Source organism: Methylobacterium sp. 1A (assembly GCF_058072805.1).
In genome coordinates this window covers 1-24,882 of record NZ_JBYQVE010000002.1, presented here as the reverse complement: position 1 = coordinate 24,882, position 24,882 = coordinate 1, and the positions used below count along the sequence as shown (strand labels likewise).

At 71.0% G+C, this 24,882-nt stretch carries 19 protein-coding genes; 8 read left to right on the top strand and 11 right to left on the bottom strand.

What is annotated here, in order from left to right; genetic code table 11:
* Window positions 1-88: 88 nt before the first annotated feature.
* Window positions 89-634, bottom strand: coding sequence for a Spy/CpxP family protein refolding chaperone (locus ACX9MN_RS20110; protein WP_091682022.1), 546 nt, complete (start codon window positions 632-634; stop codon window positions 89-91).
* 155 nt (window positions 635-789) lie between these two features.
* Between ACX9MN_RS20110 and ACX9MN_RS20105 the strand changes: the two genes are divergently transcribed.
* The 4 genes from ACX9MN_RS20105 (at window position 790) to ACX9MN_RS20090 (ending at window position 5,976) form a co-directional block, all read left to right on the top strand.
* Window positions 790-1,734, top strand: coding sequence for a metal ABC transporter solute-binding protein, Zn/Mn family (locus tag ACX9MN_RS20105; protein ID WP_489725247.1), 945 nt, complete (start codon window positions 790-792; stop codon window positions 1,732-1,734).
* A gap of 173 nt (window positions 1,735-1,907) precedes the next feature.
* Window positions 1,908-3,656, top strand: coding sequence for a heparinase II/III family protein (locus ACX9MN_RS20100; RefSeq protein ID WP_020092888.1), 1,749 nt, complete (start codon window positions 1,908-1,910; stop codon window positions 3,654-3,656).
* Between the two features lie 84 nt (window positions 3,657-3,740).
* Window positions 3,741-5,339, top strand: a complete 1,599-nt coding sequence (gene purH, locus ACX9MN_RS20095; protein WP_091925093.1) for a bifunctional phosphoribosylaminoimidazolecarboxamide formyltransferase/IMP cyclohydrolase — start codon at window positions 3,741-3,743, stop codon at window positions 5,337-5,339.
* A 397-nt stretch (window positions 5,340-5,736) separates the two neighbouring features.
* Window positions 5,737-5,976, top strand: coding sequence for a hypothetical protein (locus ACX9MN_RS20090; protein WP_020092886.1), 240 nt, complete (start codon window positions 5,737-5,739; stop codon window positions 5,974-5,976).
* Window positions 5,977-6,576: 600 nt separating this feature from the next.
* Here the strand turns inward: ACX9MN_RS20090 and ACX9MN_RS20085 are convergent.
* The 5 genes from ACX9MN_RS20085 to ACX9MN_RS20065 all read right to left on the bottom strand — a co-directional run bounded on the left by ACX9MN_RS20085 (window position 6,577) and on the right by ACX9MN_RS20065 (window position 15,535).
* Window positions 6,577-8,211 (bottom strand): MFS transporter, encoded by a 1,635-nt coding sequence (locus ACX9MN_RS20085; RefSeq protein ID WP_020092885.1) that lies wholly within the window; start codon window positions 8,209-8,211, stop codon window positions 6,577-6,579.
* A gap of 294 nt (window positions 8,212-8,505) precedes the next feature.
* Window positions 8,506-10,188, bottom strand: a complete 1,683-nt coding sequence (locus ACX9MN_RS20080) for a cation acetate symporter (protein ID WP_103984863.1) — start codon at window positions 10,186-10,188, stop codon at window positions 8,506-8,508.
* The gene (locus tag ACX9MN_RS20075) at window positions 10,185-10,556 is read right to left on the bottom strand and encodes a DUF485 domain-containing protein (RefSeq protein ID WP_020092883.1); all 372 of its coding nucleotides are present in this window, start codon (window positions 10,554-10,556) and stop codon (window positions 10,185-10,187) included. Before ACX9MN_RS20075 ends, ACX9MN_RS20080 begins: the two co-directional genes overlap by 4 nt.
* 135 nt (window positions 10,557-10,691) lie before the next feature.
* Window positions 10,692-12,638: an acetate--CoA ligase gene (acs, locus tag ACX9MN_RS20070; protein WP_489725246.1), complete on the bottom strand. Its 1,947-nt coding sequence runs from the start codon at window positions 12,636-12,638 to the stop codon at window positions 10,692-10,694.
* A gap of 266 nt (window positions 12,639-12,904) precedes the next feature.
* On the bottom strand, window positions 12,905-15,535 hold the full coding sequence (locus ACX9MN_RS20065) for a PAS domain-containing protein (RefSeq protein ID WP_489725245.1): 2,631 nt from the start codon (window positions 15,533-15,535) through the stop codon (window positions 12,905-12,907).
* Between the two features lie 259 nt (window positions 15,536-15,794).
* Between ACX9MN_RS20065 and ACX9MN_RS20060 the strand changes: the two genes are divergently transcribed.
* Both ACX9MN_RS20060 and ACX9MN_RS20055 read left to right on the top strand, forming a co-directional pair.
* Window positions 15,795-16,283 carry a phasin gene (locus ACX9MN_RS20060; protein WP_012322487.1) on the top strand — a complete coding sequence of 163 codons (489 nt, stop codon included), beginning with the start codon at window positions 15,795-15,797 and terminating at the stop codon, window positions 16,281-16,283.
* A 130-nt stretch (window positions 16,284-16,413) separates the two neighbouring features.
* Window positions 16,414-16,749 (top strand): hypothetical protein, encoded by a 336-nt coding sequence (locus tag ACX9MN_RS20055; protein ID WP_489725244.1) that lies wholly within the window; start codon window positions 16,414-16,416, stop codon window positions 16,747-16,749.
* A gap of 113 nt (window positions 16,750-16,862) precedes the next feature.
* Here the strand turns inward: ACX9MN_RS20055 and ACX9MN_RS20050 are convergent, their stop codons facing one another.
* From ACX9MN_RS20050 to ACX9MN_RS20030, 5 genes are all read right to left on the bottom strand, one after another.
* On the bottom strand, window positions 16,863-17,510 hold the full coding sequence (locus ACX9MN_RS20050) for a L,D-transpeptidase (protein WP_020092879.1): 648 nt from the start codon (window positions 17,508-17,510) through the stop codon (window positions 16,863-16,865).
* 147 nt (window positions 17,511-17,657) lie between these two features.
* A complete protein-coding gene (locus ACX9MN_RS20045; protein WP_042672245.1) occupies window positions 17,658-18,476 on the bottom strand; it encodes a transglutaminase-like domain-containing protein in 819 nt (272 codons plus the stop codon).
* 75 nt (window positions 18,477-18,551) lie between these two features.
* Entirely contained in the window at window positions 18,552-19,481 is a 930-nt protein-coding gene (locus ACX9MN_RS20040) for a transglutaminase family protein (protein ID WP_042672246.1), read from the bottom strand.
* Between the two features lie 72 nt (window positions 19,482-19,553).
* Entirely contained in the window at window positions 19,554-20,150 is a 597-nt protein-coding gene (locus ACX9MN_RS20035) for a NepR family anti-sigma factor (protein ID WP_020092876.1), read from the bottom strand.
* 120 nt (window positions 20,151-20,270) lie between these two features.
* Window positions 20,271-21,437 carry a transglycosylase SLT domain-containing protein gene (locus ACX9MN_RS20030; RefSeq protein ID WP_020092875.1) on the bottom strand — a complete coding sequence of 389 codons (1,167 nt, stop codon included), beginning with the start codon at window positions 21,435-21,437 and terminating at the stop codon, window positions 20,271-20,273.
* A 229-nt stretch (window positions 21,438-21,666) separates the two neighbouring features.
* On the opposite strand from ACX9MN_RS20030, the gene alaS reads away from it, so the two are divergent.
* Together alaS and ACX9MN_RS20020 are read left to right on the top strand one after the other, a co-directional pair.
* Complete coding sequence (gene alaS, locus ACX9MN_RS20025; protein ID WP_489725243.1) at window positions 21,667-24,345, top strand: alanine--tRNA ligase; 2,679 nt, start codon at window positions 21,667-21,669, stop codon at window positions 24,343-24,345.
* Between the two features lie 195 nt (window positions 24,346-24,540).
* A partial coding sequence (locus tag ACX9MN_RS20020; protein WP_489725242.1) for a transposase occupies window positions 24,541-24,882 on the top strand: 342 nt, incomplete at its 3' end.

The window sequence follows — 24,882 nt, the reverse complement described above, 5'->3', positions numbered from 1 at the left end:
CCTACCGGGTCGGATCAGTGCCGCCCCGGGGCAGGATGCGCGGCGGCTGCGGTTTGCCGCCGCCGCCGCCGCGGATCAAGGCTTTTGCTCAGCGGCCGTCGCCGCGCGGCCCGTGATCGTCGCCGCGATCGTCACCGCGGTCCCGGTGCCAGCCGCCCCGCATGCCGTGGCCGCCCATCGGGCCCATCGGCCGGGCGAGGATCATGGCGCGCCGCTTCTGGTCCTGGTCGAGGCTGGCGTAGAGCGGCTGGGACGCGTCGGCGAGCTTGCGCAGGGCATCGCCCCGCGCGCTCGCCGCGTCCGCCATCGCCCGCAGCGCCGCCGGGGCGTCGTCGCTGAACTTCGGCCGGTCGCGCATCGCCTCGCGGCGCTGCTGGCGCAGCTTGGCCATGTCGCGGATCGCCGTCTCCACCGGCGGCCACAGCTTCTCCTGGTCGGCGTTGAGCTTCAGGCCGGCATGCAGGGCGGCGATGCGGGCATCCGTGAAGGCCGCGCGGTCCTCGGGGGTCAGCGCGCTCCAGCGGCCGTGCCCGCGGAAGCCCTCGGGTCCGTGATCGCGCGCGACCGCCGCGCCGGCGAGCCCGAGGCCGAGCGCCCCGGTCACCAGGATGGCCGCCGTCAAAGGTCGGGACATGGAAATCTCCGTCTCACGCTCGGGACGTCGCCGCGGCCCGCGGCGGCGCCCAACGCCGCGCATAGGGCACCCGCCGTGTATCCCGCTTGTGTATGTAACAATGTTACATTAGTGGCAGGCGCGACGGGTTTGCGGCAGGTGGAGCGGTGCGGCGCGTGGCAAGAACATTCCGGATCGCGGCGCTCGCGATCCTGTCCCTGTGGTTCGGATCGGCGGGGCCGGCCTCGGCCGCACCGCAGGACCGGCCGGTGCGGGCGGTGGCGACCTTCTCGATCCTGGGCGACCTCGTCCGGCAGGTCGGCGGATCGCACGTGACGGTGGCGACGCTGGTCGGTCCGGACTCCGACGCGCACGGCCTGAGCCCGTCCCCGGCCGACGCGCGCAAGCTCGCGGAAGCCGACATCGTGTTCGTCAACGGCCTCGGGCTGGAGGGCTGGTTCGACCGGCTGATCCGGGCCTCCGGCACGCGCGCCCCCGTGGTGGTGGCCTCCGCGGGCGTGAAGCCGATCCCCGCGCAGGACGAGCACGCCCACGAGGACGGCGATCACGCACACGGACACGGCGACCACGCCGTGGACCCGCATGCTTGGCAGGACGTCGCCAACGTGCGGACCTACGTGGCGAACATCCGGGACGGCCTCGCCAAGGTCGATCCGGCCCATGCCGACGCCTACCGGGCGGCGGCGGCCGCCTACCTCGCCGAGCTCGACGCGCTGGAGCGGGACGTCCGGGCGGCGATCGCCCGCATCCCTCCGGAGCGGCGGCGGATCATCACGACCCACGACGCCTTCGGCTACTTCGCGGCGGCCTACGGCCTGCGCTTCATCGCGCCGCAGGGCGTGTCGACGGACAGCGAGGCGAGCCCGCGGGACGTGGCCGCGATCATCCGCCAGATCCGGAAGGAGCGCGTGCCGGCGGTGTTCCTCGAGAACATCAGCGACCCGCGCCAGATGCAGCAGATCGCCCGCGAGAGCGGCGCCCGCGTCGGCGGCAAGGTCTATTCCGACGCGCTCTCGGCGCCGGACGGCCCGGCCGCGACGTATCTCGACCTGATGCGGTCGAACCTGAAGGCGTTCGACGCCGCGCTGATGCCGGGCTAGCCCGCCGGGAGGGCGCGCCGCCGTGATCCTTCGCCTTCACGGCGTCGGACATGACATAGCGTAAACCGCCGGTTAAGAGGCCCCCACTAGCCTTACGAAACGGGTGCCAGCCGATCCTCGTGCGCGAGGGCTCAAGGCCTTGGGGCCTTCAGAACGCGTAGCTCGGAGATCGCGTGGCTTGGGGGCCTGACCGCTGGCGCTTCTATCGGCTCGTCGCGCGCGAGACCGCGCGCGCGGTCCGCGCCGCCGGCGCCAGCGTCACAGCCCCGCCCGACATCCTCGCCCGGATGCGGGTCGCCGGCCTGGTGATCGCGCCGCAGGACCTGCGCACCTCCGACGCGACCTTCGCGGACGACATCTATGCCGGGTTGTTCGTCTTCGCCGGCCGATCGCTCGCGGCGAGCGGCGGCTCGCCCTTCGACTACGCGGCACCGTCGCCGGAATGGGCCGACGAGCTCTACGGCTTCGGCTGGCTGCGCCACCTGCGCGCCGCCGACACCGCGCTGGCCCGCGCCAATGCCCGCGCCTTCGTGGCCGATTTCATCGCCGGCCGCGGCGACGCGGCGCTCGCCCGCCAGACGCCGGTGGCGGCGCGCCGGCTGATCTCGTTCCTGTGCCAGTCGCCCCTCGTTCTGGAGGGGGCCGACCACGGCTTCTACCAGAACTTCCTCAAGGCGATCGGCCGCAACGCCCAGCAGCTCGAGCGCGACCTCCGGCGCGGTGTGCCGCCGCAATGGCGCCTGAACGCCGCGGTGGCGCTCTGCTACGCCGGCCTGTGCTGCGACGGCATCCAGCCGATCCTGCGCCGGGCGACCCGCATCCTGACGCGGGAGCTCGACCGGCAGATCCTGACCGACGGCGGCCACCGCTCCCGCGACCCGCGCTACGCCATGGAGCTGCTTCTCGACCTCCTGCCGCTGCGGCAGAGCTACCTGAGCCGCAGCGTCGAGCCGCCGCTGGCGCTCCTGCGCGCGGTCGACCGGATGCTGCCGCTGCTGCGACTGCTCCGCCACCCGGACGCCTCGCTGAGCCACTTCAACGGCATGGGCGCCACGGACGCGGACCATCTCGCGACCCTGCTGGTCTACGACGGCGCGCTCGCCCGCCCGCTGATGCACGCGCCGAATTCGGGCTACGAGCGCCTGGAGGGCGGCCGGGTGGTGATCGTCGCCGATGTCGGTGCCAGCCCGCCGCTGCCCTACGCGGTGAATGCCGGTGCGGGCTGCCTCGCCTTCGAGATGTCGAGCGGGCCGCAGCGCATCGTGGTCAATTGCGGCCTGCCGGCCAGCGGCGCGGATCTGCGCCTCCTCGCCCGCTCGACGCCGGCCCATTCGACGGCCTCGGTGGCCCACGCCTCATCCTGCCGGTTCCTCACCCGCACCGGGTGGTGGGGCGAGCGGCTGCTGGCGGACTGGCTGATCGGTCGGCGCGGGCCCGTGGTCCTGAGCGGTCCATCGGCGGTGGCGGCCGAGCGGGCCGAGGAGGCCGACAGCGTCGTCCTCGCGGCCCGGCACAACGGCTACGCCCCCGAATTCGGCATCGTGCACGAGCGCCGCTGGCAGCTCTTCCACGCGACGGCGCGCCTGGAGGGCCGCGACGCCTTCCTGCGCCAGGGCAAGGGGCTCAGCCGCGGGCGGCGGCTGCGCCCGCAGGACGTGGCGATCCGTTTCCACCTGCATCCCGGCATCGCGGTGCGCAGCGTCCCGGAGGGGCTGGAACTCGCCTCGGCGCTCGGGGAGGTCTGGGTGTTCAGCGCCGAGAACGCCGAGATCGCCATCGAGGAGAGCGTCTACTTCTCGGGCCTGACCGGACCGCGCCGGACCGACCAGATCGTCCTTCATCTGCGGGTATCCGACGATGTGGAAGTCCGGTGGAACTTCGAGCGTCGGGCCTCCGCGCCCCTGCGCGGCGTGGCGCCCTGACGGGTCTCCGGACAGGGCCGGCTGGCCGGGCTCACCGTTTCCATGCTACCGCGCCGGAAAATCTCGAACTTTCGGCACGAAGCTATGGCGCACGATCAGGTGCGGGTCTCCCGCGCGCTCCTCTCGGTCTCGGACAAGACCGGCCTCGTCGACTTCGCCCGGGCGCTCCACGCCCGCGGCATCGCGCTGGTCTCGACCGGGGGCACTCACCGGACCCTGCAGGAGGCCGGCCTGCCGGTCACCGAGGTCGCCGACCTGACGGGGTTCCCGGAGATGATGGACGGCCGGGTCAAGACGCTGCACCCGGCGGTCCACGGCGGCCTGCTCGCCATCCGCGACAACCCGGAGCACCAGGCCGCGCTCGCCGCCCACGGCATCGGCGCCATCGATCTCCTCGTGGTCAACCTCTACCCGTTCGAGGCGACCATCGCGGCCGACCGGTCCGACGCCGACTGCATCGAGAACATCGATATCGGCGGCCCGGCCATGATCCGCGCGGCGGCCAAGAACCACGCGGATGTCGCCGTCGTCACCGACGTGTCGGACTATGCCGGCGTCCTCGCCGCCCTCGAGGCGCAGGACGGCGCACTCGGCGCGGATCTGCGCCGGAGCCTGGCGCAGAAGGCCTTCGCCCGCACCGCCTCCTACGATGCCGCCATCGCCAACTGGATGGCGGGCCGCTTCGGCGCCGAGGCGCCGGCCCGCTTCCGGGCCTTCGGCGGTTCCCTGGGCCAGGAACTGCGCTACGGCGAGAACCCCCACCAGTCGGCCGCCTTCTACCGCGCCCCCGGTAAGGTCCGGGCGGGCGTGGCCACCGCCCGCCAGCTCCAGGGCAAGGAGCTGTCCTACAACAACTTCAACGACACGGACGCCGCCTACGAGTGCGTGGCCGAGTTCGACCCGGCCCGGACCGCCGCCGTGGCCATCATCAAGCACGCCAACCCCTGCGGCGTCGCCGAGGGGGCGAGCCTGCTCGAGGCCTACGAGCGGGCCCTGAGCTGCGACCCGACCTCCGCGTTCGGCGGCATCGTCGCCCTGAACCGGACCCTCGACGCCGAGGCGGCCCGCCGGATCGTCGAGATCTTCACGGAGGTGATCATCGCCCCCGACGCCACGCCCGAGGCGGCGGCCATCGTGGCCGGCAAGAAGAACCTGCGCCTGCTGCTGGCCGGCGGCGTGCCCGACCCGCGGGCCGGCGGGGAGACCGTGCGGACCCTCGCGGGCGGGCTGCTGGTCCAGAGCCGGGACGCGGCGGTCGTCGACGACATGCCGCTCACGGTCGTGACCAAGCGCGCGCCGAGCGAGGCCGAGCTGGCCGATCTCCGGTTCGCCTACCGGGTGGCCAAGCACGTGAAGTCGAACGCCATCGTGTACGCGAAGGCCGGCGCCACGGTCGGCATCGGCGCGGGCCAGATGTCCCGGGTCGATTCCTCGCGCATCGCCGCCTGGAAGGCCGCCGAGGGGGCGAAGCGTCTCGGGCTGGCCGAGAGCCTCGCTGTCGGCTCGGTGGTGGCGTCGGACGCGTTCTTCCCGTTCGCGGACGGCCTCATGGCGGCCGCCGAGGCGGGCGCCACCGCGGTGATCCAGCCCGGCGGCTCGATGCGCGACGCGGACGTGGTCGCGGCGGCCGACGAGGCCGGTCTCGCCATGGTCCTGACGGGGCACCGCCACTTCCGGCACTGAGCCGGCGGGCCGTCTCCCGCCCTCCGGGACGGCGCGCCACCTCGGGGGCGGCCGCACCGGTCCGGACGCCCCGGAACGCTCGCGGTCGCGCCGCCGCGCCGCGTTAACGATACGCCGCGATCGGATCGGCCGGGTCGATTGTTTGCCGAGCGGGCGCTTCCGCCCAGCATTGCCGTGAACAGACGCGGTGCTCGACCAAGCTCGGCAATGAATGGTCGGCGTTCGGGAAAACTATCTTTGGTGCAACATTACGGGTGTAATATTCCAAACTTATCGAATAGGCGCGGTGTCTGCGCCGCGGGTTGAAATTTTCTCGGCCGCACGCCATCATCGCGGGGAAATGCGCCGGAAGCTCGCGTGGAGAACTTCCTGGAACAGCTCCGGGTCGAGTGACGAGATGGTGGTCGCAGCGCTGTTGTTTCTCGTGGGATGGCTTCTCGGCCGATCCTACTCGGTGATCATCCTCGCCCTGACCTCGTCGGTGATCCTGTTCACCGCCACGACGATCTTCGTGTCGGTCTACGGGATCGACCTGCTGCGCGTCCTGATCGTGTTGGGATATCTCACCGCGCATCAGGCGGGGTATCTCCTCGGCGCCTATCTCACCGGGTACCCCGAGAGCGATCGGGGGCGGTGAGGCGCATCACCACCACCAGACCAGCCGTCCGGCGTACCCGTTGATCAGAATCCAGAGCCCAGCGGCGACGAGGGACCAGGTAATCACAAGGAGAAGCGGTGGCTTCGTGCCGGGCTGACTGCGCAGAAGTGTCAGGACGGTGTTCACGTTCGATATCCCAGGGGCCCGGTGCGGAGGGAAAGCCGATACGGGCTCGTACCGCATCGGGTTCCACCGGGCCGATTGTCGGCAGGTTAAATCTTGTCCAGGCTCGGGTGACGGGCGCGCCCTCGATGAGCTCAGGGTCGTCGGTCAGATTACTTGCAGTTGCAATAAGTCGCCTCTCGCAACATCAAAAGTTTGAACCAGGACAATTGACTCTCCGGATCCGGTCGGTGGAGGCCTGTTTCCGCCGGGCCTCGATACTTGACACATCCGTATAGGATCAGACGAAACGCAATCCGTGAGGAACCGCACGGGTCGCTATTTCGCCGCCGCGTTGCAGGCCCGACACAAGCGGGACGGCCGCGTCGTGCCGTACGAACGAGAACGCCCAGGCAGCGTGAGCTGCCTGGGCGTCTTTGACACGCGCCGGACCTCGGTCTGGCCGGCTCGCGCCGATCAGGTGTCGGCGAAGATGTCGCGATCCTTGGTCTCCGGCACGAAGAACACGCCGATGATCACTGTCGCGACCGCGATGACGATCGGGTACCAGAGGCCGAAATAGATATCGCCGGTCTGGGCCACCATGGCGAAGGCGGTCGCCGGCAGGAGGCCGCCGAACCAGCCGTTGCCGATATGGTAGGGCAGCGACATCGAGGTGTAGCGGATCCGGGTCGGGAACAGCTCCACCAGCATGGCGGCGATCGGGCCGTAGACCATCGTGACGAAGAGCACGAGGATGAACAGCAGGCCGATCACCTGCGCGACCTGCGGCCGGAAGATGTCGAACGGGTTCGACATCTTGACGATCTCGGGGTCGCCGGCCTTCGGGTAGCCCGCGGCCTGCAGCGCGGCGGTCGTGGCCTTGTTGGCCTCGACGTTGCCGCCCTGCGGGTACGGGATCTCGGTGTCGTTGACCCGGATCGTGGTGGGCTGGCCGGCCGCGCCGGGGGCGGTCGAGTAGCGGACCGACGACTTGGACAGGAAGTCGCGGGCGAGGTCGCAGGGCTGGGTGAACACCCGGGTCCCGACCGGGTTGAACAGGGTTCCGCAGGCGGCCGGATCGGCCGTCACCGTCACCTTCACGTTCTCGATCGCCGCCTCGAGCTTCGGGTTGGCCGTCGAGGTGATCCCCTTGAAGATCGGGAAGAACGTCGCCGCCGCGATCGCGCAGCCCGCCAGGATGATGACCTTGCGGCCGATCTTGTCGGACAGCCAGCCGAAGACCACGAAGAAGCCGGTGCCGAAGAGCAGCGACCACGCGATCAGCAGGTTGGCCGTGTAGCCGTCGACCTTCAGGATCGATTGCAGGAAGAACAGCGCGTAGAACTGGCCCGTGTACCAGACCACGCCCTGGCCGGCGACGAGGCCGAACAGGGCGATGATCGCGAACTTCGCGTTCCGCCACTGGCCGAACGCCTCCGTGAGCGGCGCCTTCGAGGTCTTGCCCTCCTCCTTCATCTTCTGGAAGGCCGGGGATTCGGAGAGCTGGAGACGGATCCAGACCGAGATGCCGAGCAGCAGCACCGAGACCAGGAACGGGATGCGCCAGCCCCACTCGGCGAAGGCGGCCTCGCCGGTGATGGTCCGGGTCGCCAGGATCACCATCAGCGACAGGAACAGGCCCAGGGTCGCGGTCGTCTGGATCCAGCTCGTGTAGAAGCCGCGCCGGCCGTTGGGGGCGTGCTCGGCCACGTAGGTCGCCGCGCCGCCGTACTCGCCGCCGAGCGCGAGGCCCTGGGCGAGGCGCAGGACGATCAGGATGATCGGCGCCGCGATGCCGATGGTCGCCGCGTTGGGCAGGATGCCGACGATGAAGGTCGACAGACCCATGATCAGGATCGTGACGAGGAAGGTGTACTTGCGGCCGACGAGGTCGCCGACGCGGCCGAACACGAGGGCGCCGAACGGGCGGACGATGAAGCCGGCCGCGAAGGCCAGCAGGGCGAAGATGTCGCGCGTGGCCGGCGGGTAGGCCGAGAAGAATTGCGCGCCGATGATCGCCGCCAGCGAGCCGTAGAGATAGAAATCGTACCACTCGAACACGGTGCCGAGCGAGGACGCGAAGATCACCCGCTTCTCGGCCGACGTCATCGGCCTCGCGGCGTCCCCTGTCCGCGCACTCGCGGTTGCCACAGCCATGAAACAGGTCCTCCCAGACGCATTTGGGCGGCCCGCGACACGGATCGCCCGCTCACCGGCCCGATTCCCGGGCGGTTCTGCGCACGGCGCAGATCACCTATGCGTTATCGCACCGATTGGAGCGGTCAACCGGTAAAGCGATCGTGAAGACTCCCATCAACATGGGCGCGTACGCAGTTGTCACCGGAACGACGAAGGGCGCGGCTCGCGCCGCGCCCTCCGCCTGTTCGACGCTTCGGAAGGCCGTCAGTGCGCGTGCGCGCCGGCCGCCCCGATGCCGGTCTCGGAGCGCACGTACTGCGCCTCGAAGGCGGCCCGCTCGCGCTGGGCCCGGCGGGACTTGTCCACGAGGGAGACGACCCAGATCGTCGCGAAGGCCAGCGGCATCGAGAACAGCGCCGGGTTGTCGTAGGGGAAGAGCGGGGCGGGATTGCCCAGCGTGGTCACCCACACGGCCTTCGACAGCACCACCATGATGACCGCCGCGAGCAGGCCGACGAGGCCGCCGGCAAGCGCGCCCCAGGTGGTGGTGCCGCGCCACAGGATCGACATGGCCAGCACCGGGAAGTTGCAGCTCGCCGCCACCGCGAAGGCGAGGCCGACCATGAAGGCGACGTTCTGGTTCTCGAACACGTAGCCGAGGTAGATCGCCACGATCCCGATCACCACGGCCGAGATCTTCGACAGGTTGACCTCGTGCTTCTCGGTGGTGCGCCCGCGGGCGATCACCTGGGCGTAGAGGTCGTGGCTGATCGCCGAGGCCCCGGCGAGCGTGAGCCCGGCGACGACCGCGAGGATCGTCGCGAAGGCCACCGCGGAGATGAAGCCGAGGAAGTACGGCCCGCCCACCGCGTTGGCGAGGTTCACCGCCACCATGTTGGTGCCGCCGATCATGTCCTTCAGCTTGTCGAACGCGCCGGCCGGACCGAGCTTGAAGTAGACCGGGTCCGACATCAGCAGCGCGATGCCGCCGAAGCCGATGATGAAGGTCAGGATATAGAAGTAACCGATCAGGCCGGTGGCGTAGAACACCGACTTGCGGGCGGCCTGGGCGTCCGAGACCGTGAAGAACCGCATGAGGATGTGCGGCAGCCCGGCGGTGCCGAACATCAGGCCGACGCCGAGCGAGATCGCCTCGACCGGGTTCGACACCAGACCGCCCGGCGCCATGATCGCGTCGCCCTTCGGGTGGACCTGAACGGCGTTGGCGAACAGCGATTCCGGGTTGAAGCCGTACTTGTACAGAACCGCGCCGGCCATGAAGGTCGCGCCGCCGAGCAGCAGGCAGGCCTTGATCACCTGCACCCAGGTGGTCGCCTTCATGCCGCCGAAGGCGACGTAGACGATCATCAGGACGCCGACGATGATCACCGCGTAGAGGTAGGGCAGGCCGAACAGGAGCTGGATCAGCTTCCCCGCGCCGACCATCTGGGCGATCAGGTAGAAGGCCACCACCACCAGGGTGCCCACCGCCGAGATGATGCGGATCGCGGTCTGGTCGAGGCGGAAGCTCGCCACGTCGGCGAAGGTGAACTTGCCGAGGTTGCGCAGGCGCTCCGCGATCAGGAACAGCACGATCGGCCAGCCGACCAGGAAGCCCGTCGAGTAGATCAGCCCGTCGAAGCCCGAGGTGTAGACGAGGCCGGAGATGCCGAGGAACGAGGCCGCCGACATGTAGTCGCCGGCGATCGCGAGCGAGTTCGTCCCGGCCGAGATGCCGCCGCCCGCCGCGTAGAAGTCGGCGGCCGACTTGGTGCCCTTGGCGGCCTTGTAGGTGATGCCGAGCGTCAGCAGCACGAAGAACAGGAACATCAGGATGGCCGGCCAGTTCGTGGCCGATTGCGCGACGGCACCGAGATCCGGGCCGGCCGCGTAGGCGGCGCTCGCGACGATGGTGGCGAGCGTCAGGCCGAGGAGGAGGCGGTTCATCGGGCCACGCTCCGCTTCAGGGCTTCGCTCAGCGCGTCGAAGCGCGTGTTGGCCCGGGCGACGTAGACCCCCGTGAGCGCGAAGGCGAACAGGATCACGAACACGCCCGCGAACAGGCCGAGGGAGGCGGTGCCGCCGACCTTCACGGCGAGGAGCGACTTGTCGAAGGCGATCAGGCCGATGAAGCCGAAATAGACGACCAGCATCAGGATCGTCAGGATCCAGGCGAAGCGGGTGCGCTCGTGAACGAGCTGCTGGAACTCGGGTGTCCGGGCGATCCGCTCGACCTGCGGATCGGCGGCGGTCTCGCGTGGGCGTGGTCCCGGGGGCGCCGCGCGCCCTCGGGTGTTCAGTGTCGTGCCGCTCATGGGTGTTCCTCCCGCGAGGGCCTGCTCTGGCCCCCCGGTTCTTCGCGTTGAGACTCGTGGTTCTTGTTGGGAGCGGGCGCCGCCCCGGCACCCGCCCCGGTCCGAACCCGCGCCGCCGGGGCGGCGCGGGTACGATCAGCCCCGGTTCTGCCGGTTCTCGATCAGGTCGTCGACGACGGCCGGCTCGGCGAGCGTCGAGGTGTCGCCGAGCGAGCTGAAATCGTCCTCGGCGATCTTGCGCAGGATCCGGCGCATGATCTTGCCCGAGCGAGTCTTGGGCAGGCCGGGCGCGAACTGGATCAGGTCCGGCGAGGCGATCGGCCCGATATCCTTGCGGACCCAGGTCACGAGCTCCTTGCGCAGGGCGTCGTCGCCCTCCTCGCCGTCGTTCAGGGTCACGTAGGCGTAGATGCCCTGGCCCTTCACGTTGTGCGGGTAGCCCACCACCGCGGCCTCGGCCACCTTCGGGTGGGCGACCAGGGACGACTCGACCTCGGCGGTGCCCATCCGGTGGCCCGAGACGTTGATGACGTCGTCGACCCGGCCGGTGATCCAGTAGTAGCCGTCCGCATCGCGGCGGGCGCCGTCGCCGGTGAAGTACTTGCCCGGGTAGGTCGAGAAGTAGGTCTGCTCGAAGCGCTCGTGGTCGCCGTAGACCGTGCGCATTTGGCCCGGCCAGGAATCGGCGATGCAGAGATTGCCCTCGCAGGCGCCCTCCAGGACCTTGCCCTCGGCGTCGACCATCTCGGGCTTCACGCCGAAGAACGGCCGGGTCGCCGAGCCCGGCTTCAGGGCGGTGGCGCCCGGCAGCGGGGTGATCAGGATGCCGCCGGTCTCGGTCTGCCACCACGTGTCGACGATCGAGCAGCGCTGGTCGCCGACGACGTTGTAGTACCACTCCCAGGCTTCCGGGTTGATCGGCTCGCCCACGGAGCCCAACACGCGGAGCGATTGCCGCGAGGTCTTCTTCACCGGTCCCTCGCCGCCGCCCATCAGCGAGCGGATCGCGGTCGGCGCCGTGTAGAAGATGTTGACCTTGTGCTTGTCGACCACTTCCCAGAACCGGGAGGTCGACGGGTAGGTCGGGATGCCCTCGAACATCAGCGTCGTGGCGCCGTTCGCGAGCGGCCCGTACACGATGTAGCTGTGGCCCGTGACCCAGCCGACATCGGCGGTGCACCAGTACACGTCGCCTTCGCGGTAATCGAAGACGTACTCGTGCGTCATCGACGCGTAGACTAGGTAACCGCCGGTGGTGTGCACCACGCCCTTCGGCTGCCCGGTCGAGCCGGAGGTGTAGAGGATGAAGAGCGGGTGCTCGGCCTCCACCGCCACGGCGGGGCACTCGTCCGTCACCTGCTCGGCGGCCTCGTCGTAGTAGACGTCCCGGCCCGCCTCCATGGCGACGCTGCCGCCGGTGCGGCGCACGACGATCACGTGGTCGACGAGGTCGGTCCCGAGACGCTTGATCGCCTCGTCGACATTGGCCTTCAGCGGCACCTTGCGGCCTCCGCGCAGGCCCTCGTCGGCGGTGATCACCACCTTGGAGCCGCAGCCCTGGATGCGCGAGGCGAGGGAATCCGGCGAGAAGCCGCCGAACACGATGGCGTGGATCGCCCCGAGCCGCGCGCAGGCGAGCATCGCGTAGGCGGCCTCCGGGACCATCGGCATGTAGAGCGTGACGCGGTCGCCCTTGCCGACGCCGCGGTTGCGCAGGACGTTGGCCATCCGGCAGACCTGCGCATGCAGCTCGCGGTAGGTGATGTGCTTGGATTCTTCGGGGTTGTCGCCTTCCCAGATGATCGCGGTCTGGTCGCCGCGGGTCTCGAGATGGCGATCGATACAGTTATGGGCGACGTTGGTCTTGCCGTCCTCGAACCACTTGATCGAGACCTTGCCGGGCTCGAAGCTGGTGTTCTTCACCGTCGAGAACGGCTTCATCCAGTCGATGCGCTTGCCGTGCTCGGCCCAGAACGCGTTGGGATCGGCGACCGAAGCCGCGTACATCTCCCGGTACTTGGCATCGTCCACGTGCGCACCCTCGCGCCACGCGGATTGAACCTCGATCACCTTGCCTACCATGGCGTCCCATCCCTGTTTTGGCGCCCGATCGTATCGCGGTCTCCGCCGCGCAGCCAGGACTTCCAAAGTAACGTAGCCGCCAATCTACGATGACGATATCATCGCAGTTTGGCGCGCTCCTGCGCAGCTCAATTCCCGTGAATAGATTGGGCGCAATGTAAGGGCTGATTGGGGCTTCGATGCTGCGCTGTCAAGCGCGCGCGCCCGAGGCCGCTGTCACCGGCGGCCCTCTGTTTCCGCCCCGCGGGGGTGGGGGGCGCTCACCCCTAGCCGTTGGCCGCCCGCCGCGCGGGCATGATGATCTCCACGAGCGTGCCGTCTTCCGGTCGGGCGGAGAGCTGCAGGCGCCCGCCATTGGCCTCCACGAGCGCCCGCGGCAGCGCCAGCCCGTCCTCGACATCGCCCTGCGGCGCTGCCGCCCGCGGCGCGTGGCCGGCGCCGGTCTCGCGCACCCGCACGGCGATCCCCGCCCGCTCGGCGGACCCGGTGGACACGATGATCTGGCTGCCGGCCGTGGAGCGTCGGATCGCGTTCTCGATCACCAAGCTGGCCGCGCGGCTGACCGAGCGCTCGTCGGCCTCCAGGTCGCCGATATCGGTCGAGAAGCTCGTCCGCATCACGATGCGCCCCCGCGCTGCCTCCCCCTGGAGCTGGGCGACACAGCTCGCCACGACGTCGTTGAGGTCGAGGGCGCGCGGCTCCAGGTGGAGCGCGCCGGCCTCGACGGCGGCGAGGTCCAGGAGCTTCCCGACGCGCTCCAGCATCGCCTCGCCCGAGGCCTTGATCTCGGCGAGGCAGCCCCGGTAGCGCGCGTCCCCGAGGGGGCCGAACGGTTCCTTCAGCATCGCGCCGGCCAGGTCGACGATCCCGGACACGGGCTCGCGGACGGCGCAGCCGAGCCGGTCGAGGGCATCGGCGCGGCCCGGCGCGGGTTCCGGGCCGCCCTCCGCGCTCCGCGCGAGGGCCTCGTCCTCGGCTCGGGCGATCTGGGCCACGCGCCGGCCCGCCGTCGCCGCCACAGTCAACGACATCGGAGCGCCGTCGATGCGCACGATCCGCCGCCCCGGGGCGGTGCCCCTCAGGGCATCGGCGACCGTCAGGACGCTCTCCCGGTCGAAGAGCGTGACGAAGCTGCTGCCGACGATCTCGCGCGGATCGCAGCCGAACAGGCCGGCCGCCGCGCGGTTCAGCGCGACGATGCGCCCGGCCCCGTCGACCGTGACGACGCCCGTCTCCAGCGCGTCCAGAGTCGCCTCGGCGCTGGCCGTCCGCTCGGTCTCAGCGGCGCGGGCGAGGCGCTCGGCCGTGAGGGCGTCGGCGACGTCGGCGTCCTCGACCGGGCGCACGACCAGGCACGTCGCGGTCGCGCCCGACCAGGGGAGGGCGCCGGCCCGGATTTCGACGGGACGAGCGCCGCCGTCGGCCGTCGCGACGGTCGTCCGGCGCGCGGACGGGTCGACCGTCTCCGCCGGGGGGAGGCCGGGCAGCAATCCCGGAAGACCGAGGCGCGCGAGGCTCGGCAGGTCGGGGTGGCCGGTCAGATCGAGGAAGGCGCGGTTCGCCGCGACGATCGCTCCGTCGCGATGGACCAGCACCGGCACCGGCAATCCGCCGAGGAGATCGGATTTCGGGGACGGCGGCGCGTCGGCGACCGGCTCGGCCTCCACCGGCCCGGTCTCGACATCGGGATCCGCGGCGGTCGCGCCGGTCTCCGCCGGACCGGCCTGCGGCGCCGGGAACGGCATCACCGCCCCACCCGCGGTCCGGGGCGCCCCCGATCCGGCCTCGTCACCGGCGTAGCGGGCGCCCAGCGCGCGGGCGATCTCGCGGAACGCGGCGTGCTCGTCGTTCGACAGCGGCGCGGCGACGGGATCCGCGTCGACCGCGACAGGAATCGCGACAGGAATCGCGACAGGGATCGCGGCGTCGCCGGTCCCAGCCGGGCCAGCAGCGGGCTTGGCAACCTCGGACGTTGCCGGCTCCGGCGTCGCGGAGGGCACGGGCATGGGAACGCGCTCGGGAACGCGCTCGGGAACGCGCTCGGGAACGCGCTCGGGCATGGGCTCCGGGGTCGGCTCCGGCGTCGCGACCGGTCTCGGGCTGTCGGCCGGGGCGCTGCGGATCAGGCCGAAGCCGCCGAAGCCCGAGAAGGCCGCGTCGCCCCGCCCGAGCGGGGCTCCGGACAGGTCGACCCGGAACGCCCCGGTGCCGGCATCGAGGACCGCCGGTTCCCCGCGGAAGGTGCGCCGGTCGCGCAGGGCCGCCAGCACGGCGTCGGCGCCGAAGAGGCGCCCGCTCTCGGCCAGATCCTGCCAGCGCTGCCCGACCAGCCCGGCGAGCGCCTCCGGGCCTGTGAGGGTCGTCAGGACACCCGCGGCATCCAGGCGCCAGAGGAAGCGGTCGTCGCGCCGGAGCGGCGTCGCCGGAGGCGATTGCGGCTCCTGGGGAAGCGCCCGCGCCGCCACCGGATGCCCGGCGGGCGCGTCGACCGGTGGATCGAGCGGGCGGATCGGACGCGCGCGGCCAGCCGCCACCGGCGCGGTCGGGACGATGAGGATCGCGGGCCGGCCGTCGGCCTGCGCGCCGCGCGCCAGCCAGCACAGGACCGGCGGCGCGATCCGGCGGACATCGAGGCGCAGGCGCGCGAGGCGGGGCGCGGCGTCGCCCGCCACCGCGGTCGCGATCTGCCGGGTCAGGTCGGCGAGGGCCGGGCCGTCCAGGACCGCGGCGAGACCCGCCGCCGCTTCGGACGCGGACAGGATCCGGGCCTCCGACGGATCGATCACGAGATGCACGGCGTCGCGCGCGCCCAGAGCGGCCGCCAGCGCGGGCAGGCGCTCCCAGGTCGCGAAGGCAGTCCCCAGCCCGGGCGGGGCTGCAGCGGCCGTCGGTGTCACTGTCGTCTCCAAAGCCCGCGACCTCGAACCCTAACGCGATCCTGACGCTCAACGGTCCCGCTTTGCCCGAGAAACGCGCGCGACCGTAGCCCTATTGTAAACTCCCCCGCGCCGCGGCGCTGGACTCTCGGCGCAACCGTCACACGTTTACGTTATGTCAACCTTAACGCCATGAGCGCGGGTGGCATATGGCGGCGAATCAGTTATTGTGCACCGCACAAAGCGCCATCCACAGGCCAATGAAGAGAGGAGACGACGTATGAGCAACCCCCCGAACTACGAAGTTCCGGCCGAGATGCGCGACTTCGCCGAGAAGAGCGTCGAGCAGGCCCGGAAGGCGTTCGACAGCTTCATCGGCGCGGCTCGCCGCACCGCCGACACCGTGCAGGGCTCGGCCGAGCTGGCGCGCTCCAACGCGCTGGACGCGTCCTCGCGCGGCTTCGAGTATGCCGAGCAGAACGTGAACGCGGCCTTCGACCTCGCCCAGAAGCTCGTCCGCTCCCGGGACATGCAGGAGGCGATGCAGCACCAGGCCGAGTTCGTCCGCAGCCAGTTCGCCGCCATCCAGGCCCAGGCGAAGGAGTTCAGCGGCCTCGCGCAGAGCGCGATGCAGCAGGGCGCCGAGCGCGCCAAGTCGGCGATGCAGCAGGGTGCCGACGAGGCCCGCAAGGCCATGGAGCAGGGCCAGGACGCCGCGAAGCAGACGGCCCAGAACGCCCAGGACGCCGCCGAGCGCGCGTCGCACTGACGCTCGCACCGACGAACGGGGCCGCGGCCCGCTCCCGATCCGGGGGGCGGGCCGTCTCGTTTTCGCCGGTATTGCCGCCGAGAGCCGCCGGGCGGACGCGTTGGGTCCGCGCCGAGTGAAGGGTTCAGGGATGCGCCTCACTGTTTCCGGCCGATCCGGCCTGCGTGGACCTCTCCGTCTGGCGGTCGCCGCCCTGGCGCTCGCCGCCGTCGCTCCGAGTAGCACGGCCTTCGCCCAGTACTACGACGATCCGGGCTACGACGGCGGTTACCGGCCGGTCCCGCGCCGGGCGCAGCGCCCCCCGGTCGGCTACAATTGCGACGCCGTCCAGCAGGGAATCACCGGCCCGAAGCCGTATTCCTGCCCGCTGCCGGGGCCGCGGCCCCTCGGCGTGCGCTGCTTCTGCGACATGCCGATCGCCTCGTTCAGCCCGCCGCAGACGGCCGTCGGCCGCGTCGTTCCCTGAGGCACAGCCCCGCGCAGGCGACCGCACACGCGACGGGCCGCGCCCCCGGGTGGGATGACGCGGCCCGTGCGGCACAGGCGGGCAAGGGGCGCGGGTGATCCCGCGCCGCGCGCTCAGTTCAGGACGACGACCTTGGCGCCGACCTTCACACGCTCGTACAGGTCGGTGACGTCGTCGTTGGTCATCCGGATGCAGCCCGACGAGACCGCCTGACCGATCGTGTCCGGCTCGTTGGAGCCGTGGATACGGTACTCGGTGCTGCCGATATACATGGCCCGGGCGCCGAGGGGGTTCTCGATGCCGCCCGCCATGTAACGCGGCAGGTCGGGACGACGGGCGATCATGGCCTTCGGGGGCGTCCACGACGGCCACTCGCGCTTGGCGGTGATCTTGTTGGTGCCGCTCCAGCTGAAGCCCGGACGGCCGACGCCGACGCCGTAGCGGATCGCCTCACCGTTGCCGAGCACGTAGTACAGGCGCCGCTCGGCGGTGGAGACCACGATCGTGCCGGGCGCGTAGGGCGCGTTGAACGCGACGATCTCGCGGGGGATCGGCTGGACCTGCGCCTGCGGCGCGGCCTGCACGCCCTGGCCGTAGCCCGGGGCGTAAGAGCCCTGGTAACCGTACTGTCCCTGATCGGAGTAGTACTCGTCGGCACTATCCGTGCCGAAGGGATCGTACGACGAAGCGGCGAGGACGGGCGTGGCGGCAAGAACAGACACGCCGAGGAGCGCGGCGAGTGCGGTGACCGTGGTCTTCATGAGTGGCCTACCTGTGCAATAACCTTTGCCATTACAAGCGTGAGCATAGGCTAGCAGTTCCATACTTCCGCCCGGAATTTGCTGTCCGGCGGAATACGCAGGCCGGCTTGGCCGTGCGGTGCGCGATATCACGAACGCGTGCGCGGCTCAGGGGGCCTCGTCCGTGTGGACGTCGAAGCGCGCGAGGTGGGCGTAGCCGAAGTTCGTCGAGATGGCGCAGTCGGTGGCGTCGCGGCCGCGGGCCATGACGATGCGGCCGATGCGGGGCCGGTTGTGGCGGGCGTCGAACGTGTACCAGCGCGGCCCCTCGGGCCCTTCCAGGAAGACCTCGAACCACGCGGAGAAGTCCATCGGCGCCGGGTCCTTCGGCACGCCGATATCGCCGAGGTATCCGGTGGCGTAGCGGGCCGGGATGTTCATGCACCGGCACAGGGTGATCGCCAGGTGCGCGAAGTCCCGGCACACGCCCTCGCGCTGCATGAAGGCGTCGTGCGCGCTCCGGGTCGCGTCGGCGCGCTGATAGTCGAAGCGGATTCGCTCGTGCGTGTAGTCGACGATCGCCTGGACGCGGGCCCAGCCCTCCGGCGTGCCGCCGAACAGGGACCACGCGGTCTGCGAGAGCTTGTCGGTGTCGCAGTAGCGCGAGCCCAGGAGGAAGATCAGGACGTCGTCGGGCAGGTCCTGGACCGGGATCTGCCGGGCGTCCGGCACGACCGGATCGGGCTCGCCCGAATCCTCGACCGTGAAGTCGGCCGCGATGGTCAGCTGACCGGGCGGCGCGACGATGCGGTGGCAGATGTTGTCGAAGCCGTCCCGGTACGTCCGCGCCTCGAGCGGCGGATCGAACCCGATCGCGTGCGGGGTCAGCACGTCGTCGATCCGCGAGGGATGGACGCTCAGCATCAGGATCATCGGTGTCGGCTGCGACAGCGTGAAAGCGATATCGAAACCGGTCCTGATCTTCATCGGGGCCACCTTGCTCTGTCGCCGTCCGCGCGGAGTCGCCACGCACGCTCGTTCCGAGTCCGGGTGCGCGCGAACTCAACGCGCCAGGGACGTCTCCGGCCCCTGCACGGTTCGGGCCGCCGGCCCGTCGGCAGGCAGTTCCACCACGTCGACGTCGACGCGCATGCCGAGATCGTCGCTGGCGAGGCCGAAGAAGGAGCCGTGCAGCGGCACGGCCTGGGCCGGATCGCGGGTCACCGCCACGCGGATCAGGTCGCGGTTGCCCACGATGCCGTTGGTCGGGTCGAACTCGACCCAGCCGGCGCCCGGCAGGTAGACCTGCAGCCAGGCGTGGGTGGAGCCGCCGCCGACGTGGCGCGCCCGGTCGTTGCGCGGGTTGTAGAGGTATCCGGAGACGAAGCGGGCGGCCATGCCGAGCGCCCGGACGCCCTCCATCATCAGCACCGCGAAGTCCCGGCACGAGCCGAGCTTCGTGCGCAGGGTCGTGAGCGGGTCCTGCACGCCCTTCTCGGAGCGGGCGAGGTAGGTGAAGTTCGCCCGCACGCTGCGCGTCATCGCGGCCAGCAGCTCCTGCGTCGGGATACGGCCCTGCGGCGGCAGGAAGCTCCGCGCCCAGGCATCGACCTCGTGCCGCGGGTCCGGCCATTGCCGCTCGATGGAGCGGGCGAGGTCCGGCATGTCCTCCGCCCCGTAGCCGAACGGGTAGTGGGTCGCGTGCGGCGCCAGGGGGAAGACCGGTGCGTGCTCCGGGGTGTGGTCGAGGGTGATGCCGCAGTCGAAGGTCAGGGTCTCGGCGCGGGTGTCGAAGGTCGCGACCGCCACGCAGTTGCCGAACACGTCGAACAGCCAGCGCAGGGCGGCCGGCTCCGGGGCAATGTCGAGGGTCGCCGCGATCAGCCGCTGATCGTAGCTGTCGCGCGGCCGGAACATGATCCGGTGCTCGCCGAAGGCGACCGGACGCCGGTACCGGTAGACCGTGCGGTGGCGGACGGAGAGGATCGGCAAGTCGCAGGCTCCGGGCTCGCGCCGACGCGGTCACCGGCGATGCAAGGGCCGGGCCCGGCCGCGCGGAACGCCTCAGACCACCGGCGGGGCCGGGTCGGCGGCGGCGCGCTCGGCCTCGACCAGCACGTCGAGGGGGCGCCACGGCTTGGCGATGAAGACGGCCTCGGCCGGCAGCTCGGGGCGGGGAATGCCGTGGCCCGAGGTGATCACCAGACGGGCCCGGGGCCACAGGGTCGCCACCGCGCGGGCGAGCTGGAGGCCGTCCATCTCGCCGGCCAGCCGGACGTCGGCGAAGACGAGGGCGACGTCGCCCCCGCGCGCCTGGAGGACCGACAGGGCGGCCTCGGCGCTGTCGCACCCGACCACGTCGAGTTCGGTTTCCTCCAAGAGGGTCTCGGCGAGCGCGCGGATCTCGGGATCGTCCTCCACGACGAGCGCGAGACGCGGCGGACCGGCCTCGGCCGCCACGACGCTCGGCGCGCCCAGGGCGGCCTCGTCGCCCTCGTTCTGCCGCACGCGGCGGACAAGGGCCGCGAGGTGTTCGGGCACACCCTCGGTGACCAGATCATCGTAGAACGACGCCAGTTTCTGACCGATCTGATCGAGCGGAATACCCGGTGACAGCGTATCGGTGAGCGGCAGGGGTGCGCTCGTCTGGTGCTTTTTCAAGGACTCCCCCCGAAGTCGACTTCCGCGCCGCTCGAGGATGCGGCGCTCGAAGGAGGAAAGTCGGCAATCCGCCGCTGGTTGCGCCGGGCGTTCGGAATCACGCCCGGCGTCACAGAGCCGTTACTGCGTGGCGAGCCCGGCGTCCGCGTCGGCATACGCCATGATTCCAGAGACTTGGCGGACGTTCTGGTAGCGCGTCCCGCGGGTGCTCATCATCGCCTCGAACTTCTCGTGCACCTGAGCGACCGACAGGCTCAGGGGCTTGCGGTGGCGGCCGCGCCCGACGAAGCGCCCGGCGGCGAAGAAGATCGAGCGGTTGGCCCGGGCCGGCCCCGGGAGCAGGGCCGCCGCGGCGGCGGCCGGCTTGTTCACGACGTTGGCGAGGAACTCCTCGGCGTCGTCCGGTCCGAGGAAGTGGGCGAGGTAGACCTCGCCGAGGGTCAGCTCGCGGCCGATGCGCAGGGCGATGCGGGCCGCGTCGCGCTTCAGCATCTCGCCGGCCATCAGCGCCGAGAGGTACGGGTCGCGGCGCAGTTCCAGCACCCGGGCGCGCTCCGCCGGATCGGTGATCACCGGCCGGTCGTTGGCGTCGGAGGTGATCAGCGCCGCGTCCTTCTCCAGCCCGTACTTGGCGCCGAAGTCGCGAACCACGCCGAGCCAGGTCCGCTCGATGAACTGGTAGAGGCCCGTCGCCGAGGACGTCTTGGCCTGGACCGCCGTGACGAAGCTCGATTCCTTGTCGGCTACCGCCATCAGCAGCACCGGATCGGTCTGGACGGCCTGGGCCGCCCGGACGATCGTCTGCACGAGGTGGCGCCGGATCTTCATCGGGCCGAACTCGAGGATGTCGTTCGGATCGCCGACGGCGCTCTCGGAGAGCAGGAAGTCGTACGACACGCGGTCGACCGTGTTGGAGCCGAGTTCGGTGTCGAGGTCGTGCACCGGGGCGAAGCTCGCGGCGGCGCGCAGCGGCGTCTGCTCCAGCGGGGTGGTGAGGGCGACGGTGTGGATGCGCGGGCGCGGCATCGGGAGCTCGGTGGCGGCCTCCGCGACCGACACGGCCGGCGACAGGCCGACCTTGGCGAGGTCCACGCCCGACCCGATCAGCGCGGCGCTGAGGCCGCCGGCGATCATCGAGACGGTGAGCAGGGAGCGGAACAGCGCGGGGCGGCTGCCATGGGCACGGCCCAGCATGGGCTGTGCGGCGATCACGTCGGCGCGGCCCGAGCCGAAATGGCCCTGCTTGCCGGTGATGGTCCTCGGCGATCCGACCGTGCGGCCCTGCATCGTTATCCCGACTCTCCACACGCCGCTGTGGCGCTACGGACTCACCATCGCTTGACAGATGTGGCGACAACACGGCCGCGCTTGTGGCCGAGTTGCGGCGTCCCGTGGAGATTTCGGGGCAGGCCGCCCGTGACTCGCGCGGCATCCCTCCTTAAGAGGGCGCCATGCGGGTGCCGGGCGGATGACGCGCGGCCGCCCTTTCCCGTCCGTCCTGCCAGAGTCAGCCCCGATGAGCGGCGTCAACGAGATCCGGTCGACCTTCCTCGACTACTTCGCCAAGGCGGGCCACGAGGTCGTGCCGTCCTCGAGCCTCGTGCCGAAGAACGACCCGACGCTGATGTTCACGAACGCCGGCATGGTGCAGTTCAAGAACGTCTTCACCGGGATGGAGAAGCGCGCCTACGACCGGGCGACGACGGCGCAGAAATGCGTGCGGGCCGGCGGCAAGCACAACGACCTCGACAATGTCGGGTACACCGCGCGCCACCACACGTTCTTCGAGATGCTCGGCAACTTCTCGTTCGGCGACTACTTCAAGGACCGCGCGATCGAGCTGGCCTGGACGCTGATCACCAAGGAGTTCGGCCTCAAGCCCGACAAGCTCCTCGTCACCGTCTACGCCGACGACGACGAGGCCGCAGGCCTGTGGAAGAAGATCGCCGGCTTCTCCGACGACAAGATCATCCGGATCGGGACCTCCGACAATTTCTGGCAGATGGGCGATACCGGCCCCTGCGGCCCCTGCTCGGAGATCTTCATCGACCAGGGCCCGGCGCTGCAGGGCGGCCCGCCCGGCTCGCCGGACGAGGACGGCGACCGCTTCCTCGAGTTCTGGAACCTCGTGTTCATGCAGTACGAGCAGCTGGAGCCGGGCGTCCGGAACCCGCTGCCGCGGCCGTCGATCGACACCGGCATGGGCCTGGAGCGCATGGCGGCGATCCTCCAGGGCGTCCACTCGAACTACGACACCGACCTGTTCCGCGCCCTGATCGACGCGGTGGCCCACGCGGTCTCGCGGACGCCGGAGGCGGCCACGATGGCGTCCTACCGGGTGATCGCCGACCACCTGCGGGCGGCCTCCTTCCTGGTGGCCGACGGTGTGCTGCCGGGCAACGAGGGCCGCGGCTACGTGCTGCGCCGGATCATGCGCCGCGCCATGCGCCACGCCGAGATCCTGGGGGCCCGCGAGCCCACCATGTTCCGCCTCGTGCCGACCCTCGTGCGCGAGATGGGCCAGGCCTACCCGGAGCTGATGCGGGCCGAGAGCCTGATCGCCGAGACCCTGAAGCTGGAGGAGACCCGCTTCCGCCGCACGCTGGAGCGGGGCCTGTCGATCCTCGACGCCGAGAGCCGCGACCTCCGGGAGGGCGACAAGCTCTCCGGCGAGACCGCCTTCACCCTCTACGACACCTACGGCTTCCCCCTCGACCTGACGCAGGACGCCCTCAAGGCCCGCGGCATCGGCGTGGACACCGACGCCTTCGCGGCCGCGATGCAGCGCCAGAAGCAGGCGGCCCGCGAGGCCTGGAAGGGCTCGGGCGAGGCGGCGACCGAGACGGTGTGGTTCGGACTGCGCGAGCGCGTCGGCGCCACCGAGTTCCTGGGCTACGAGACCGAGACCGCCGAGGGCATCGTGACCGCGCTCCTGCGCGACGGCGCCGAGGTGAAGGCCCTCGAGGCTGGTCAGACCGGCCTCGTCCTCGTCAACCAGACGCCGTTCTACGGGGAGTCGGGCGGCCAGGTCGGCGATACCGGCCTGATCCTGGCGCCGGGCGTGCGGGCGCGGGTGACCGACACGCAGAAGAAGCTCGGCGACGTGTTCGTCCATCACGTCACCGTGGAGGAGGGGACGGTGGGCCTCGACCAGCCGGTCGAGCTGAAGGTCGACAACGCCCGCCGCAGGGCGATCCGGGCCAACCACTCGGCCACCCACCTGCTCCACGAGGCCCTGCGGCAGGTGCTGGGCGACCACGTTGCCCAGAAGGGCTCGCTGGTCAGCCCCGACCGGCTGCGCTTCGACATCAGCCACCCGAAGCCGATCGAGGCCGACGAGCTCGGCCGCGTCGAGGACATCGCCAACGCGGTGCTGCTGCAGAACGCACCCGTCGTCACGAAGCTGATGGCCGTTGACGACGCGATCGCGTCGGGCGCCCGCGCGCTGTTCGGCGAGAAGTACGGCGACGAGGTCCGGGTGGTCTCGATGGGGCTTCCGGTTGACGGCGACGCCGCGCAACTGCGCGCCAAGAACTTCTCCGTGGAGCTCTGCGGCGGCACTCACGCCGCGCGCACCGGCGATATCGGGGCGATCACCATCGTGGCCGAGAGCGCGGTGGGCGCGGGCGTGCGCCGGATCGAGGCGCTGACCGCCGACGCGGCGCGCCGTCACCGCGCCGAGGAGGCCCGGACGCTGGCGGCGCTCGCCGGCATCCTCAAGGCGCCGGTCTCGGAGGCGCCCGACCGCCTGACCGCGCTGATGGAGGACCGGCGCCGCCTGGAGCGCGAGCTGGCCGAGACCCGTCGCAAGCTCGCCATGGGCGGCGAGGGCGGCCCGGGCTCGGGCGCGCAGCAGACCGAGATCGGCGGGGTGGCCTTCCGCCGCTCCGTCATCGAGGGGCTCGACATGCGCGACCTCAAGCCGATCGTCGACGAGGAGAAGAAGCGCCTGGGCTCCGGCATCGTGGCGGTGGTCGGCATCGGACCGGACGGCAAGGCCGGGCTGGTGGTCGGCGTCACCGACGACCTGACCGCGCGCTACGACGCGGTCGGGCTGGTCCGGGCCGGGGCCGGGGCGCTCGGCGGGAAGGGCGGCGGCGGCCGCCGCGACATGGCGCAGGCCGGCGGCCCGAACGGGGCCGGGGCCGAGGCCGCCCTCGACGCCGTCGCGCAGGCCCTCACCGAGGCCGCCTGAGGCGCGACGCGCCGTGGAAGGGCCGCACCCGTCACGGGTGCGGCCCGATCGTCCTCCGCGAGACCGGCGCGGTCGGCCCGAGAGAGCCCCGCGCCCGTTCTAGAGCGTTTTCGGTTTGGGCTGAGTCGGCTTGGTGGGGTTCACGCGGCGCTGGGAGGCTGATTCACTCAGGCCGGTCGACAGCCGGAGTGATGCATGGGCCGCCCCTACAGCTTGGACCTGCGCGAGCGGGTGGTGACCGCGGCTGCGGCGACCTCGCGCCGTCAGGCGGCCGCCCGCTTCGGGGTCGGCCAAGCAACCGCGATCCGCTGGATGGCGGCGCTCGCCGCGACTGGGACGGTGGCCGCCCGGCCGCAGGGGCGTGCCCGCCGCTCCAAGCTCGACCCGTACGAGACGTTCCTGCGTACGCTGATCGACGAGACGGTCGACATCACCCTGGAGGAGATGCGCGCCCGGTTGCAGGACGAGCATGGCCTCACCGTCGGGCTCGGCACGTTGTGGGCCTTCCTCGACGCGCGCGACCTGACGTACAAAAAA